General features: G+C 59.6%; 9 protein-coding genes and 3 pseudogenes. 1 reads left to right on the top strand and 11 read right to left on the bottom strand.

From position 1 onward, the window contains the following. Positions 1–19 precede the first annotated feature (19 nt). From L0U82_RS24330 to L0U82_RS24320, 3 genes and pseudogenes are all read right to left on the bottom strand, one after another. Positions 20–1165 (bottom strand): nucleoside hydrolase, encoded by a 1146-nt coding sequence (locus L0U82_RS24330; protein WP_233835243.1) that lies wholly within the window; start codon positions 1163–1165, stop codon positions 20–22. A 218-nt stretch (positions 1166–1383) separates the two neighbouring features. Further along, positions 1384–1644, bottom strand: a pseudogene (locus L0U82_RS24325) (glucose-6-phosphate dehydrogenase); the annotation flags it as partial. Between the two features lies 1 nt (position 1645). Next, positions 1646–1822, bottom strand: a pseudogene (locus L0U82_RS24320) (nucleoside hydrolase); the annotation flags it as partial. On the opposite strand from L0U82_RS24320, the pseudogene L0U82_RS24315 reads away from it, so the two are divergent. After that, positions 1822–1944, top strand: a pseudogene (locus tag L0U82_RS24315) (NAD(P)-dependent alcohol dehydrogenase); the annotation flags it as partial. The pseudogenes L0U82_RS24320 and L0U82_RS24315 overlap by 1 nt on opposite strands. A 182-nt stretch (positions 1945–2126) precedes the next feature. Here L0U82_RS24315 and L0U82_RS24310 read toward each other — a convergent pair. From L0U82_RS24310 to zwf, 8 genes are all read right to left on the bottom strand, one after another. Further along, positions 2127–5720, bottom strand: a complete 3594-nt coding sequence (locus L0U82_RS24310; RefSeq protein ID WP_233835242.1) for an ImcF-related family protein — start codon at positions 5718–5720, stop codon at positions 2127–2129. Continuing rightward, positions 5701–6981, bottom strand: coding sequence for a hypothetical protein (locus L0U82_RS24305; protein WP_233835241.1), 1281 nt, complete (start codon positions 6979–6981; stop codon positions 5701–5703). The genes L0U82_RS24310 and L0U82_RS24305 overlap by 20 nt, the downstream gene beginning before the upstream one ends. Further along, positions 6981–7241: a PAAR domain-containing protein gene (locus tag L0U82_RS24300; protein ID WP_233835240.1), complete on the bottom strand. Its 261-nt coding sequence runs from the start codon at positions 7239–7241 to the stop codon at positions 6981–6983. Before L0U82_RS24300 ends, L0U82_RS24305 begins: the two co-directional genes overlap by 1 nt. A gap of 129 nt (positions 7242–7370) precedes the next feature. Next, positions 7371–7646 carry a hypothetical protein gene (locus tag L0U82_RS24295; protein WP_233835239.1) on the bottom strand — a complete coding sequence of 92 codons (276 nt, stop codon included), beginning with the start codon at positions 7644–7646 and terminating at the stop codon, positions 7371–7373. A 154-nt stretch (positions 7647–7800) separates the two neighbouring features. Further along, positions 7801–8235: a hypothetical protein gene (locus L0U82_RS24290; protein WP_233835237.1), complete on the bottom strand. Its 435-nt coding sequence runs from the start codon at positions 8233–8235 to the stop codon at positions 7801–7803. Next, a complete protein-coding gene (locus tag L0U82_RS24285; protein ID WP_233835235.1) occupies positions 8235–10589 on the bottom strand; it encodes a hypothetical protein in 2355 nt (784 codons plus the stop codon). Before L0U82_RS24285 ends, L0U82_RS24290 begins: the two co-directional genes overlap by 1 nt. Positions 10590–10662: 73 nt before the next feature. Further along, positions 10663–13035, bottom strand: a complete 2373-nt coding sequence (locus tag L0U82_RS24280; RefSeq protein ID WP_233835233.1) for a type VI secretion system Vgr family protein — start codon at positions 13033–13035, stop codon at positions 10663–10665. Positions 13036–13507: 472 nt separating this feature from the next. Then, a complete protein-coding gene (gene zwf / locus L0U82_RS24275) occupies positions 13508–14989 on the bottom strand; it encodes a glucose-6-phosphate dehydrogenase (protein ID WP_233835232.1) in 1482 nt (493 codons plus the stop codon). Positions 14990–15239: the final 250 nt, after the last annotated feature.

The following is a 15239-nucleotide window of genomic DNA, read 5'->3' as shown; positions in this document are numbered from 1 at the left end:
GGTACTCGTCACGCGCGTATCAGTCCGGTAGCTTGACCGGTACCGGCCGCGTCAGAAGATCCACGTAGAAATCGAAGAAGGCCGGATTGTCGAAGCGTTTGACGACCGTCATCTTCCGCAAACCCGCCGGCGGCGAACTCGTATAGCCGGTTGCCTTGCCGTCATTGGTGCCGAAGCTCGTATCCACGTCCACCCACTCGTCGACCGTCTGCGTCGCGAACGATGGATGCATCAGATACGCGAGCGTCAGCGTGTCCCAGATGTTCGTCGTGTAATTGGGATTCGTCTCGAAGCCGTTCTTGCCGTCGAAACCATAGCCGTTCAGCGTCTTGAACAGTTGCGTGATGATGGTCTGCTTCGCCGGATCATGCGCGACCCGATCGTAAAGTGCCTTGTCCATCTGCACGGTATCGGTCACGTCGAGCGGAATCACCACCTGTTTGATCGGCAAATGCAGAACCGTTTTCGCCGCTTCGGGATCGAACCACCAGTTGAATTCGGCGGTTCGCGTGGTATTGCCGGGCACGTCGATCGCGCCGCCCATATAAATGATTTGCTTGATCAGCGGCACGATCTCGGGATGCGCGCGCGTCGCCAATGCAATGTTAGTCAGCGGCCCGATCGCGAGTATCGTCACCTCGCCGGGATAGCGCTTCACCGACTCGACGATGAAATCCACCGCGCTCTGGCTTTGCACCTTCGTATGGGTCGCAAAACCATCTGGTGGCGCGACGAGGTCGCTATCCGATTTCGGCTCGGGCGTATTCCATGCGCCGAGATAACCGTCGCCGCCGGGGAATGCTTTCAGCTCCGCCCGAATCGTCGCGAAGTCGTGCGATAGCGGGTAATTGGCGCCTGCGTACACGCCGACCTGGTTTTCAACACCGAGGCGCTCGACCGATTTCAATGCATCGGCAACGCCCTGCTTCAGCCATTGATTGCCGGACACCACGGTAATGCCGAGTACTTTCAGTGAACCCTGCGCCTGCAATTGCGCGGCCATCACGCCCAACTGACCGTCGTCGCTGAGCGTGTTGTAGTCGCTATCGATGATGATTTTCGGCGGACCCGCCGGGGCATTGAGCGTGTTGCCGGCGTAAGCGGAGTGATGAACAACGGTGGTCACGCTCGCTGCGCAGATCAATGCCATCAGAATTCGCCTCATCGATGCCTCTTTGAAATGCCGCCGTGCCACGGCCAGGGCAAATCATCATAGACGCACGCTGGACGAAATCAACCTGTGATGCTGCCCCAGTCATTCACCGCATCATCGATGCGCGGAATAAGCATGGTATCCAGCTCACGATGTTCGGCCCAATGGTAAAGCGGCGCGCCATCTCCAAGACGGCGCGCCGCTTTACCATTGCTTCTGAAACCCGCGACTTACTGTTCCTCTTCCGCCCACACCGCATTTTCATGCGCAATCAGCGCAGTCGATGCCGCCGGCCCGAAGGTGCCCGCCGAATACGAACGCGGCCGCTCGCCGGACTTCGCCCAGCCGTCAAGAATCGGCTCGGCCCACGCCCATGCCGCTTCGAGTTCGTCGCGGCGCATGAAGTGCGTCAGACGCCCGCGGATTACATCGATCAGCAAACGCTCGTAGGCCTTCGCGCGACGTTCGGCGAAGGCCTTCTGCAAATCCAGAGTTCGTCGTGAAATTCCGGTTCGTCTCGAAGCCGTTCTTGCCGTCGAAACCATAGCCGTTCAGCTTCCTGAACAGTTGCGTGATGAGGGTCCGCTTCGCCGGATCATGCGCGACGCGATCGTAAAGCGCCTTGTCCATCTGCACCGTACCGGTTACGTCGAGCGGAATTACCACCTCATGGGATTATTTCTGATATTGAGATAATTCCGATGCAAAAGATCGATGATGCGTACGAGCGGATGTTCAAGAGCGATGCGAAGTATCGGGCTGTGGTGGATATGAATTCGTTGCGGAAGTAATTGGAATTTGCCCGCGCAATGGATGGTTTTTTTGCATGCGGCGCGGGCTTTTTGGTTGACGCTTTTTGCCTGCGACGCCTCGCTTTGTCTGCTCGCGGCCGACCGCCCCGTTGCGCACGGGATCGATGACCTGCCACAGCCGCGTCGACGGGCCAAACCTTAGTGGCACAACCCGCGCCCCGTCATGGCTGTAGCTCCGTGGGCAGCGGAGGCAGCATCGGTGCGGCCCCCGCCTTGCCGACAACAAAAATTCTTTCGGGCATCTGGAACCCGCGCAGCTTCAGCAGTTCGAGCGGACCGGCTCCGACCTGCGTGCGCAGCACGTAGCGCAACGGGTCACCATTCGCATCGTTCCACATGAGCTGGTAGCGGGTGCTGTCCAGTTGCTTCACGTCGGCTTTCGCGAGCAGGCGCAGGAACGCCCAGTCGCCCGTCGAATCGAACGCCTGCCTGAGGCCCGCGTTGATTGTCTGCCACGTCAGACCGGCGTGCCCGTTGAGGCCGTCACCGGGCCATGCGAGCGGCGTCCAGCTTTCCTGCTGGTTGAAGTAGACGATCTGCTTGCCGTCGATCGACAGTTCCGAGCGCGTCACGTTCGGCGTCGGCAAGGCCATGATCTCGAAGCGTTCGTTGGCATCGCCCTTCATGTAGAACTGCGCGCCGACCGTCGATAGCTGGCGCAGCCCCGCAAGAAACTTCGGATCGAATTGCAGTGCCTGCGGCGCCAGTTCGTTCGGCGCCCAGTGATCGCCTTCGAGCTTCAGCACACCTGCCAGTTGCGTCGACATGAAACGGGCAATCAGTCCGGTGTCGGGACGCACGAAACGGCCGAGTTCGGCGAAGGATGCATCGGCCTGCGTATCGAAGAATGGGTAGCGACCGCTCATCGCGGCATTGAACGGTGCGGCGACGCTGGTGCGCCATGCTTCGTTCAGGCTTGCCGCGGCCGGTTGCAGGATCGTTTGCCACGCGGCTTCGAGCGGCTGCTCAAACGCCGCCTTGCCGAAACCCGCCCATGCGGAGCCGAGACTTGCGGCTGTCAGTGCCGCGTCATCGCGGGCTTGCGACAACTCGGAGAGCTTGCCCTGAAATACTGCCTGTGCAAGCGAGCGCGCCATCGCCTGCGCGTCGGGACTGCTCGCGATCTGCTGCAGCTTCAGGCGCATCGTCGTGAGGGCCGTCAGATAGCGTGACAGGCTCACGCCATTCAACGCGATATTCGCCGACGTCCCTGCGTTGACGCTTGTGCCGTTCGCGCCGTCCGTCGCGGCGCCGCCAGTCTCTCCCATCAATGCGAGCAGCGGGCCGAATGATTTGTCCAGCGGATTGACGGTCGATGCCTGCGCGTTGTCGTCGTTGCCGACGCCCTGCAGAAAGTCCCCTTGGGGGATCAGACTTTGCGCCTTGCGTACCAGCTTGTCCGTGAGTGCCTGCGAGGGGCGTCCCGCCTGTGCCTGATACTGCACCGACTTCATCAACGCGATCAGCGGCGAGGTCTGCGCGTCGGCGAGGCGGGTGAGTTGATCGATTGCGCCATTCAGGTTCGTCGCTGGCTGCCACTGGAGGCTGTTGAGCATGGTCTGCCAGGCCGCGGTGTACTCCGCGAAGTAGCGTGCTGTAAGCCGCTGCTTCAGTGCTTCGGCGGCCCGCTTTTCATCGCTCGCGGCGCCGGTGCGGATCGACCCCTGTGCAAGCGTGTTACCGATGGTCTGCGACGGCTGCGCGCCGGTCAACACCCAGTCGCCACTCACGCGTCGCTCGCTTGCGGCCTTGTCGATGGCGTCCGCGATCATGCCGTCCCACGCTGCCCGCGTGTAGATGCCCGGCACAGTTAGCGAACTGCTGAAGAGCCCCTTTGCATCGGCGCCGTTGAGCAGCGTCGCAAGCGATACATCCGCATATTTGCCTTTGACCTCGTCGAGGATGCGCCGGTACACGGTGTCGTCGGCGGACGCGAGTCCCATCTGCGTGACCAGCATGTTGCGGGTCGCATTCACAAGGCTCGCATCGGGCACGATGCGCCATTCGGGATGCGCATTCAGGTGATCGGCGTAGAAAGCTGCAAGACGACGACCGGTATCGTCCCGCTCGCCTTCGGACATTTCTACTGGACGTCGCCACAGGGAGACGAGCGTGTGACGGAGGAATGCGGCGTCGGCACCAGTGGGATCGCCGAGCATCAGGTAAGACTTCAGTGCGTCGTAAGTGCTGCCACGCATGTCGCGGGACTGCAATGCGTCGGCGCGAGCATTGCCCGCGGCTTTGAGCAGATCGGTGATGGTTCGCACGACCGGCGCCTGCAGGTTGCCGGTCGCGGCGATACGGTACGGCTGCCAGAGCGTCGCGAGAAGATCGTCGTTACGCGACAGGCCCGCGCGCAGGTACCAAGGCGCGCCGGAATGTTGGCGATATTCGAGTTTTTCCATCAATTGCTGGAGCGCAAGCTGGGCGCGCCAGGAATCGGCCGCTTGAGGCTTTGCATCGACGGCGGTCTGCGCAACCTGTCTGGCTTCGCGCATCAGTTGCTGTTGCCCGATGAACGACAGGGTCATCCATACGCACCAGGCAACTGCTACCGCCGTAACGAGTGTGGCCAGCGCGTTGGGCCAGTAGAACCCGACGCGTCGGCCTCGGTAATCGGACGATCCACTCGCGATCGCGCCCCACACCGGCAGCACCGCGGCAGGCTGTGCGCGTTCGACCGTGACTGCTGACGACACGTCGATAGGCTGGACAGACATCCCATCACCGTTGGTCACCGGCTCAGGAGCGACGACAGGGCCCGGAAAAACTGGTGCGAACATGATGCCCGCGAGCGGCGCACGTAGCCAGTGCGACGCAGCCAGCGTCCGCAAGCCATTGACGATGCGCTCGCAATGCTCGCCCAAATACTTCGAGATTTCCATCAACCCTGTCGCCCGAAGGTCATTCCGGGTGCAAAGGTGAACGCCCGCGGCCGCGGACCTCTGCTCGACCGAGTTAAGCAGCGCCGGCAACATGGCGGCGAACTCCGTCTGTCGATGTGAATCGTTCCGCATGAACGTACCCACAGCATCGAACTGTTCGGGCTGGCTGCCATGTGTGGCGACCGGATGCAGGAACGTGACCGGCGCGGCCCAGCCCAGCGCCGTCGCAATTACCGACAGCGTGCGCGGCAGTTCAGTTTCGGGATCGCCCGCGCGGGTGACATGCACCATGGCATCGACCGGGTAGCGCCACCGTAACCGTCTGATCTGGCTCAGCCACCTCTGCCTGTCGATGCCGTCCGGCGACGCGTGTACCAGAATGGCGTCGGCCACTTGCATGACCCCCGCCTGTTTCAGGCCGGGGGCAACCTGGTCGATGCGCTCGTCCGTGCCGTGCACCAGCAGCCAGCGTGGGCGGTGGCGCCAGCGCCAGCCGCGCGAAACACGTAGTTCCTCGTACACGCGCTGCAGTCGCGCATCGCGCCTGGGCGGCTTCGCCGCGTTCGTGCGGTCGCCGGTTTCAGCGCGGAACAGTCTGGCGGCCCCGCCGTATGCACCCGTCGATACCGCGAACAGATGGGCGATCACAACGACAACCAGCACGACCGGAATACCGATCAACAGCTGCGTGCGAAGTGCGCCATCAGCGATGCCAAGACGGTCATTCCCGAACCAGACCACCAGGAGGGCGGCAATGGCGAGGACGAGCGCTGCGAGGGGCATGCCCCAGATCGCCACGCGGCTCGGAGCCGGTTTGCTGGCGACGGCTTCGGGCGCCATGTTCCGCAGGTTATTTTGGGGAGTCGTCATGCGTGGAAGCGTTGGTTTGTTCTGCCGGTATGACGTGGAGGATGGCTGACTGCAGGCCATCGACCACCAGTTGTGGGCCGACCGTGGCACCGGCCTCAATGGCAGCTGCAATCGCCAGCAGGCTGTTTGCCGCGCCCATGTTGCCGACAATGCGATCGAGCCTGTGCTGTGCGGCGTCCTTCGACGCGGCCTGAAAACCGGCGGCAGCGAGCGCGCGGCCGCTGTGCTCAACCGGGCGCGTGATCCACGCACGCGTCACCGCTGCGGCCTTGGCCTTGCCCCAGATCGCGGCATTCGCAAAACCGTACTCGGCCTCGCCATTGATGGCCTGGACGGGACGGTGCAACACAGCCTTGCGGCGGACTTCGGGCGGAAGCCGAAAGTAACCGGGATCGAGCAGCACGGCGACGCTGCCTTCGGCACAGCCTTCGTCGATGGCATCGTCGTACCATGCTGCGGCGACCGCAAGAAGCGGACGGCTCTCGCGCGCGTCGAGCCAGCTGTCGGCCACGAGCAGACCATCGGTCGCGGGGACAGCCTGAACATCGAGTGGTGGAAGCGCAGCCAGCCGCAAAGCCTCCCGAACATGGGCCACGTACAGGTCGGCAGTCTCCGGCACGGCCAGCACGCGTACCTGCGGCCAGTAAGGCTTTTCGTATCGGGTCAGCGCTTGAATATTGCCGACCAGCGGTTCAAGCGCAACACGGATCATCTGGACAGCGGGAGCAACCTTCACCAGCACGCCAGCGTCGTCGCCCTCGCTATCGTCTTCACCCGCCACTGGCAGCCCGGCCAGCAGGGGGTCACGGTCCTCAAAGCGGCTGCACGAGACCTTACCTGAGCCATGTCGGGGGCTCTGCATCTTCAGGAGCGACTGCTTGTCTGCAAGAACGCCGACAAGGGATTTGCCCGCGAGCGGCAGGCAATACCCGGCACCAACTACATGCAGCGGGCGCTGTGCGAGCCGGATTTTTTCCGCAAGCCAGCGGTCGCGATGATGGTTGCGCCAGTACGAGCGATACCACAGGATCTCGTAACCTGCCCGGGCCAAGCCGAGCAGGACCAGAAACACGCCGTTCGGTGCTCCGACAATCCAACTCCAGAATTCGAGACCACGCGCAGGCTCACCCTTCGGCCACGCAAGCAGCACACACACCGAACCGAACACGTTGCACACGAACCACTTTGCCGCCCATGGCCAGAAACGCATTCTGGGCGGATACCCGCTGGGGCGTCCGGCGGGAGAAAGATCAACTGGCATTACTCGATGTTGAAATTCATGAGCGACGAGAGCAGACGGCAGCCACACGCGCAGCGGTAATGATGGAAGGCAACCTCCTTGCCGTCGCGATCGGGAAATTTGGCGTAACCCTCGTCGATTGCGGTCGGCCCGCGCTGCTCGCAGATCGCCTCGTCGCCCTTCCGGGCAAGCGGGCGGCCCATTACTTCGAACCATGGTGAGCCGCCGGTGACTTCGCCGCCGTGTTCGAGTTTGTCGCCTTTGCGGATGGGGGATTTCATCTAACTTGTTGTGGGTTCAGTTACGCAGTGGCACCGTGTGATAGAAGATGAACGCCTGACCATTCCACAAATATTGATTCAACGAATAGTCCGGATTATCTGGATCGCTGGTACTGTACTCAAGAATCGTTAGAATCCCGGCCTTGTTGAGCCGGACTTTGACGCGGTTCCATACGAGATAAATTGAAACGCATAGCCGCCATTTTTCCCAACGAATACTCCGGTGTAGAAGTTGGTCGCCGTCAAGATCGGCTCAACCAGGCACACCGAAAGGGCCTGTCCGTTGAATCGACCTTCGTATTTTTGAAATTGCAGCCCGGCCTTGAAATCTTCCATGGAGCACGAGTCGCTTTCGCCACAAACAAATTTCTGCATTTCCGCGTCTGCGTACAGCTTTTCTGTCATCTTCTCGCGTTGCGCATCAGTCCCGCAAGCGCACGCCAGTCCAGAGAAAAAAACAATGTAATAAAAATTAAAAAATCATGAACGTTGATTCGTCATTGGATTGTCGTTTGCGGTGGAAAGCAACCTCCCTGCGCAAATAAAAGGGCTCGCCATATCACCAAATGCATTCAGAGCCATTCTTCGCTAGCGCCTCGGGATCAAAAATAAACGAAATCTGCTTGCGATTCCCATAATTCTTGTAAATCATGGAATATATATTTGCACCTTGACTCATCATTTCATACTCCCCTGTGATTTTTCCTCCGTAGACTTCATACCATGTGGTTGTCACCTGATCTGGACGTCCCGGACTAATCTCTTCCGGTTCTTCATTTTTTGATACCAACGTTATTGCCGATTTCGCACCGCGATACTTCACAAAAGCTCCAGACCACTTTGCGGCATCGTCGTACAAAACATGAAGGCCGAAATTCTTTGATCCCGTCCCGTTGGAATCGAAGCAATATATCTCCTCTGAAACTTCACAGTGTGCGACTGCTGGCAGCAATATGACAGCGACGGCGCATAGTTGGCTAAGTTTTTTTTTCATTAAGGGATCTGCCGTTCAATAGATGCATTGATGGTGTGAGTCGTTTTGTAAAATTTCTTTTTCGGATGCTGATGCGGTGGGTGGCCTTCCATAACGGGAACACCCTGCGCGTCCAAGACCGGTTCTTTTTGAGAGTTTCTCCGCCACTCAAAAATTATGGCCACCTGCTCACTTTTGAATATCTCGTCAGTAAGAATATTTCGCAAATACACGATCGATTGAAGACGAACCTCCAATCCATTAAGATTTTCGATAGCCACATAACCGTTAACATCTTTACTTACCCTGATCGCGTCGTTCTGCGCAACACCAGAATCCACGTGCGATAGCATTCCACTTCGTTTCACAACATAAAAGCAAGCGCTATCGACACAATTATCAGAATTTTGTGCACCACTATTGTCTTTAGCGATCAAGACATCAGGATTCCATCCAAGTGCATGAAATTTTTCGGGCACGACTTCGGAATGAAATTTCCGAAAACTCCCATAAGACGTATAGTTTTCGAGGTGCGTTAGCTGAATAAGCCCTCGCCCATAATAAGGGTTATAAGATTTGTGCTCACCACCAACCTCCTTGACCAAGCTCAGTCTGCCGGTCTCAGGAATAACGTGCGACAAAAAATGCAATAGACGAATCGAATTAATTCCATACTTCCTTGTTCCTATATTGAACGATTTATTCCATTTCTCCGCATGTGAAAGCGCGCTATTCCACGCGAGCTTTGATGGTCGAAATTGAGCCAACTCTAACTGCAGCAAGCTACGCGGGAAGCACTCTGCCATTTCCTGAGCATTAAGCCACCCGCACTTCCTAAAGTGCCGAATAAACGCCAGCGGGTGAAAAAACCAGAGTTGCTGCCCGGCAAGCGGCGTCTTGTTCAGAAACTGGAACTTGCTCAGGAAATCGGTGAACTTGGCGTATCCATCGGGATTGGTATCTTTCTGCTTGCCGAAGAACCCATATGGGTCGTTCAAATCCTTGTAGCGCTCTTCGTTGTTGGACGGATCCCACTCGCTGCGCGCCTTGAACACCATCCCCCGGAGCTTTTCGTCTACACCATCTGTGTTCTGCACGTAACTGGCAAGCTGCAGGTCGACCTCATTGTTATTGTTTGGATCGACTTCGAGAGGTTGCGCCGATGGCATCGAATCCTGGATGCAGGTCAACCCGCAAAGCGTGGCGTAATCACATCGTCCGGCGTCGTTGAACGGCGTGTTGTCGCCATCGACCTTTTGCCATCCCGTGAAGAATGGAAAATCCGCGTCGGACAGCTTCTTGATCGCATCCGGCGCGATGTTGACATAGCCCAGCGTGCCGTTTTCGTCGAATGGCACTGCGATCCATGTGGCACATGCCGCCCCTGTCAACGTCGGATGGTCAGAGAGAATGCGTCCGAACCGCAGCATTTCATAGCCATCACTCGGGCACGCCGGATAGAGCGCCATCGCACGATCACACAAATCGTATTCATAGCGCTTTGGGTTGTGGTGGCTGTCGGTCCCGCTGTCATATGGATCAGCAATGGGGTCGGGCGTGAGCAGTGTCACTTTGCCGCTGCCGCCCCTATCGATCCACGCGCGCGCAAAGCGCCGCCCCTTGTTGAACCAAGCCTCCACATAGAGCGTATCGCCTGCGCCAAGCGAGCCCCCCGGCACGAGAGGAAACCACTTCTCATCCATACCCGCAGGCTGCGGATAAAACTCCTGCGGGCCGGAAATGACGAAGTAGCTGTGCCCCCAGTAGTCGGCCGTGGTCGGCTGAGCCGGTTGTTTCACGCCGATCTGTACCTTGTCGAACCAGGCTGTGAAATCGTCGTCTGCCATGAAGATTTCGAAGTGCAGATGCGAGACACCTTGATGCTGACCTATGTAGCCGAGCACGTCCTTGCGGTACACCTTCTTCGTGCCGCCCATCTGGACCACCCCGTCCTTGCCCCCCGCCGTATCAAGCAGCCATTTGGGTAACGCGTTCGCCGAGCCGGTTTCCGGCGGGTCGTTAGGCTGGGGGACGATGTCGTCCTGGTTAGTCATGTCCTTCAGGTGCATGTAGAGCGAGTAATACGTAATCGTGCGTCCGTCGCCGGTATCGGTCTTATGCCGCAGCAGGACGAAGCCAGCGTTCGAATTCAGCACGGGCAGCCCGGTCGCCGAATCGGGCGTGCCGTCCGAGACAGCGTTCTTGCAAACGCGATATGCGACGACTTCTCCATCGGCGATCGCGCGCACCGGCTCTGCCAGGCCCGCACCCCGCGTGCCAGGATTCAGATGGATAGCGCAATGAGAACGCCGGTCGAAGGTGACCGGCCAGACTCCGTGATGACCGATCTCGAACTGGTCGACGAAGTCCATCATGGGATCCGGTTTCGACGCATCGCTAGCCGCGAGGCCCGACGCCGGAAGAAAGGGAGGGCTGATAATCATGGCTTCAGTGGGATGACGAATACGGATCGGAAATCTTCAGGCTGCTTTTCGGCAGGGACGGCAACTGGGTCGGCACGTTGTCGGGACCGACGAACGTGAACGAGCCCGCCTTGATCTTGAACGCACCGGGACAACGGAACGTCATGCTGCCGCCCTCGATTTCAAGCGAGGCCCCGCCGCTGTTGAGCGCGATCTTCGTTTTCGCGGCAAGCTGAATGTCTGCGCTTTCGCTGGCAATGCGGACCTGCTGCTTCGCGAACAGGTCCATGCCATCAGTGAGCGCCGAGGCCGTGAACTTGCCCTTCGCAGCGGTGAGGTTGATGCCGAGCTTGTGCGCGCACAGCGAGATCATCCCGCCCACCGCCATGCGCAGGCGCTGGACGACACTCACGTCCATATCCTGGCCTGCCGTAACGATCGCGTTCTGCCCCGCCGAGTGCTGCATCGATTTCGGCGTGACGAACGCCATGCCGCCGGGGGCGCTGGCGAGCAACCCCGCGTCGCGCAGTTCATTCAGCCCGTCGAGCAACGCCGACTGGGTGGCACGATCGGCAGGATCGGCCCCAGCCTGTGTTGTCGCCGTTGCTAGATCCGTCACGCGCTGAAGAGCCGCCTTTAGCTGCGCGACGGCGGCGGGCATGTCCAGGTGTTGCGTGTCGGCCCCTGATGCCGCGTCCGCCGAAAAGAACAGTCCCTTCGCTGCGCGCATGGTCGCCCACGCCAGGGTCGTCGCCTCGTAGCCCGTCCCGCGCGGCAGCTTTTTGCTATCGAGCAGATAACCGAGGTTCACCGCCGACTGGCTGTACACCGTTGCGAGGCGTGCGCTTTCCTTGTCCTTCAGATCGTTGAAAACGACCTCGGCACCGAGCAATGGAGAACGCCAGATGGCATAGCTATACAACGCATCCGTACTCCGAACCGGATCGCGGTGCGCATAGTCATGCAGGGCGCCGGTGATATGCAAACGGTCCACATCCGCGTGCGCGCCCTCCAGCAACACTTCGGTCCCCGGCAGCAAAGGCGCATGCAAACCGCCCTGATCCGATGACGACACGCGCAGCAGGCGCAGTTTCAGCAGTTGCCGGTCGGTGTTGCCCGCACCCTGCAGGAACTTCGGCAGGACGGGGTAACGACCGTGCTCGTCCATACATCCGTAGGGCGTCGAATCAAAAGTCGTGACAACGCCTGCGACGGGACCTTTCAGAAAACGCCAGTCCCGCTCATAGTCGAATTTCGGCCTGTAGGCCAGATGCGCAGGCATCGCCTTGAAGCGGGCGTGTGCCGGTTTCGTGCGACTGCCTTTCATGACCATCGACGTGATCACGAACCCGTATTCAGCGCGAGGCACCTTCACATTGGTCGTTTTCATCACGACGCCCGGCGCAATGCCCAAGGCGTTCGTCGTGCCGGAGAGCGTCACCTGGCGCGCAATCTGTTCGTCACGTCGCGTCTGCGTGAGTGCCTCGCCCTGCCGTTGCGTCAGGTGGAACTCTGCGCTGCGGCTGATCTGTCCGAACACCGAGCGGTCGTCTGCTTCGCTGGAGATGTTCGCCGTTGCCCGTAGTGGGTCCTCGGGCGTCCGGTAGTTCCGCTCATACAGCTCGATCGTGGCGGGCACAAGGGCACGCGCGTCGTTGAGCGACAGTACCGCCTCGTGACACCCGGCCGAAAGGCCCGAATCCGGGATAAACGGGACATCGACTGAACGGACATAGGCGAGTGGATCGTTGGCAAAGACTATCGTATCGAGCCGGCCACTCTTGCCTCGCCCCTGCTTGTAAAACCAGAAAACGCCCTTGCGGCGGCAGTGACGGGTGATGAAGTTCCATAATGACTCTTCGTACATCACTACTTCTTCCATTTTTTCCTGCAGCCCTTCTATCTGGAACTCCACGTCGAATGCGTCGAAGTTCTTGCGATCGACCAGCGCCTGTCTGATCAACTCCTGCAGCGTCACGTCCTTGAAGGTGTCCGACTTGACGATCCGCTTGCAGAGGGCAGCAAAGCGCGGCTCGATACGTAGCCGGTAGGTGGCTTCGTCGCGGCTTACGCCGATCCGTTTGATGCGCGTGATCACGCCGTTGAAGGTGGCGGCTTCATGATCGACGGGGTCAACATAGTTGACCGACGGCACGGCCACGCGTTCGTCGATCTGCAGCCCCGCTCGCCGTCCAACGTACTGCTTGCCGTCGATATCGAGTCGTGACGAAGTCACCGTTACATCGGCTGTATAGTCGTTGCAGAATCCCCCGCGCACCCGGAACCTGACGACATCGAAGTCGTGTTCGGGTATCCCGACCCAGACCCGCAAACGCTGACTGAGACGCGCGCTCGGGTGGCGCAGCGCATCGGTGAAACTTTTTGTCACTGCATTCATACACACATCCCATTCCGGTTGAAAAGCACGAGGTGAAACCGTTGCATTTGCAGTTATCGACACCGGAATTTAGGGGTTGCGCCAAAAAATCGTCAATCGAATTAAAAAGAGATGTCGGAATTAATCAACGATTTTGTTAATAATTAGCAAATACGATTTATCCTATTTTTTGAGATTGAATTGCGTGCCAATAGAGACGCTGACTGACGGGCGTACTGGCTCAATGTACTGCAGCCGCGCACCGATCTGCTGCTTGATCGCGGCTATATGAGCAGCGTCATGGCGGCCGCACTTAAGCACCGCGCCATGGCGTTCTGTATGCGTGTCGATGCGCGCAACTGCAGATGCGTCACTGCACCATCAATGCCGGCGATTCCAGCAATTGCGGCCCAATACATTCGCCGGATGCAAAAGGGGCGCGCCGTCCTCAGGACCGCGCGCCCCTTTCATCATTGCTTCCAAAACCGAAGACTTACTGTTCCTCTTCCGACCACACCGCATTTTCACGCGCCATCAGCGCGGTCGATGCCGCCGGCCCGAAGGTGCCCGCCGAATACGAGCGCGGCCGCTCGCCGGACTTCGCCCAGCCGTCGAGAATCGGCTCGGCCCACGCCCATGCCGCTTCGAGTTCGTCGCGCCGCATGAAGTGCGTCAGACGCCCGCGGATCACATCGATCAGCAGACGCTCGTACGCCTCCGCGCGACGCTCGGCGAACGCCTGCTGCAAGTCCAGATTCAGGCTGACCGGCAGCATATGCATGCCGCTGCCCGGCTCCTTCGCGAGCACCTGCAACTGGATCGACTCCTCGGGCTGCAACTGGATCACGAGACGGTTGCCATAGTTGCGCCCACCGCTCGGAATGATCGAGAACGGCAGTTCGGAGAATTCGATCACGATCTCCGACAGCTTCTTCTGCATCCGCTTGCCGGTGCGCAGGAAGAACGGCACGTTGGCCCAGCGCCAGTTGTTGATATGCGCGCGCAGCGCGACGAAAGTCTCCGCGCGGCTGCCCGCCGGCACGTTGTCTTCCTCGAGATAGCCCTTGACCGCTTCGCCGTCCACCGCGCCCGCCGTGTACTGGCCGCGCACCGTGTCGCGCACGATGTCCTCGGGCGTCATCGGACGCAGCGAGCGCAGCACCTTGAGCTTTTCGTCGCGCACCGCGTCCGGATCGAGCGACACCGGCGGTTCCATCGCAACGATGCACAGCAGTTGCAACAGGTGGTTCTGCACCATGTCGCGCAACGCGCCGGTCTTGTCGTAGAACCCCGCGCGGCTGCCGACACCCACCGTTTCAGCCACGGTGATCTGCACGCTCTTGATGTACGGCGCCTGCCACAGCGGCCCGAAGATCGGATTGCCGAAGCGCAGCACCATCAGGTTCTGCACGGTTTCCTTGCCAAGATAGTGGTCGATCCGGTAGATCTGCGCTTCGCTGAAATGCTTGCCGACCGCGGTGTTGATCTCCTGCGCGGACGCGAGATCGTGGCCGAGCGGCTTTTCGAGCACAACGCGCGAGTGCTCGTCGACGAGGCCCGCGCTCGACAGGTTGTCGCAGATATGCATGAACAGATCAGGCGACGTCGCGAGATAGAACACACGGCGCACGCCGTCGCGCGACGCTTCCTTCAGGCGCAGGTAGTCCTCCTGCGAATCGACATCCATGCGCACGTATTCGAACAGCGCGAGAAATTTGTCCCATGCGGCCGCATCGAACGCCTTCTTTTCGATAAACGGCTTCGCCTTCTGCTCCATGAATTCGGCGATGTATTCGGCGCGCGACCAGGGCTTGCGGCCGATCGTCAGAATGCGGGTGTCCGGGGGCAGATTGCAGTGCAGATGCGCCATGTAAAGCGCGGGCAGCAGCTTGCGGAACGACAGGTCGCCAGTGCCGCCGAAGATGATCATGTCGAGCGGCAGGTCGGGTGTAGCGGAAGCTTGTTGGATCGTCATGGCAAGGGTCGCAGCGTCTTGATGGAGAAGGCTTCGAGGGAATTCGGCAGCCGGCCGGCGCACACACGGACAAACACGCAAATGGCAAATGGCCGCGGCGGCGTTCGTTCCGGCAGACGTGTATGGTGCAACGTTTTCGCGGAGTTTGCACGGCAACATCTGCCGCAGCTTGGCGCAAGATGCCAAGCCTGCGCGACAGAGGTCTGTTTATTAGGGACTTTTTGCCGGCGAATCGACTGATGACGCGCGT

Source organism: Paraburkholderia sp. ZP32-5, from assembly GCF_021390495.1.
Lineage (GTDB): Bacteria > Pseudomonadota > Gammaproteobacteria > Burkholderiales > Burkholderiaceae > Paraburkholderia.
The sequence above is the reverse complement of the archived record's forward strand: the minus strand, read 5'-3'. Positions and strand labels throughout refer to the sequence as shown.

What these genes read in the sequence shown, in the direction of transcription:
- L0U82_RS24330 (WP_233835243.1), bottom strand. Translation starts at nt 1,165, where the DNA reads ATGAGGCGAATTCTGATGGCATTGATCTGCGCAGCGAGCGTGACCACC.
- L0U82_RS24310 (WP_233835242.1), bottom strand. Translation starts at nt 5,720, where the DNA reads ATGACGACTCCCCAAAATAACCTGCGGAACATGGCGCCCGAAGCCGTC.
- L0U82_RS24305 (WP_233835241.1), bottom strand. Translation starts at nt 6,981, where the DNA reads ATGCCAGTTGATCTTTCTCCCGCCGGACGCCCCAGCGGGTATCCGCCC.
- L0U82_RS24300 (WP_233835240.1), bottom strand. Translation starts at nt 7,241, where the DNA reads ATGAAATCCCCCATCCGCAAAGGCGACAAACTCGAACACGGCGGCGAA.
- L0U82_RS24295 (WP_233835239.1), bottom strand. Translation starts at nt 7,646, where the DNA reads ATGACAGAAAAGCTGTACGCAGACGCGGAAATGCAGAAATTTGTTTGT.
- L0U82_RS24290 (WP_233835237.1), bottom strand. Translation starts at nt 8,235, where the DNA reads ATGAAAAAAAAACTTAGCCAACTATGCGCCGTCGCTGTCATATTGCTG.
- L0U82_RS24285 (WP_233835235.1), bottom strand. Translation starts at nt 10,589, where the DNA reads ATGATGGACTTCGTCGACCAGTTCGAGATCGGTCATCACGGAGTCTGG.
- L0U82_RS24280 (WP_233835233.1), bottom strand. Translation starts at nt 13,035, where the DNA reads ATGAATGCAGTGACAAAAAGTTTCACCGATGCGCTGCGCCACCCGAGC.
- zwf (WP_233835232.1), bottom strand. Translation starts at nt 14,989, where the DNA reads ATGACGATCCAACAAGCTTCCGCTACACCCGACCTGCCGCTCGACATG.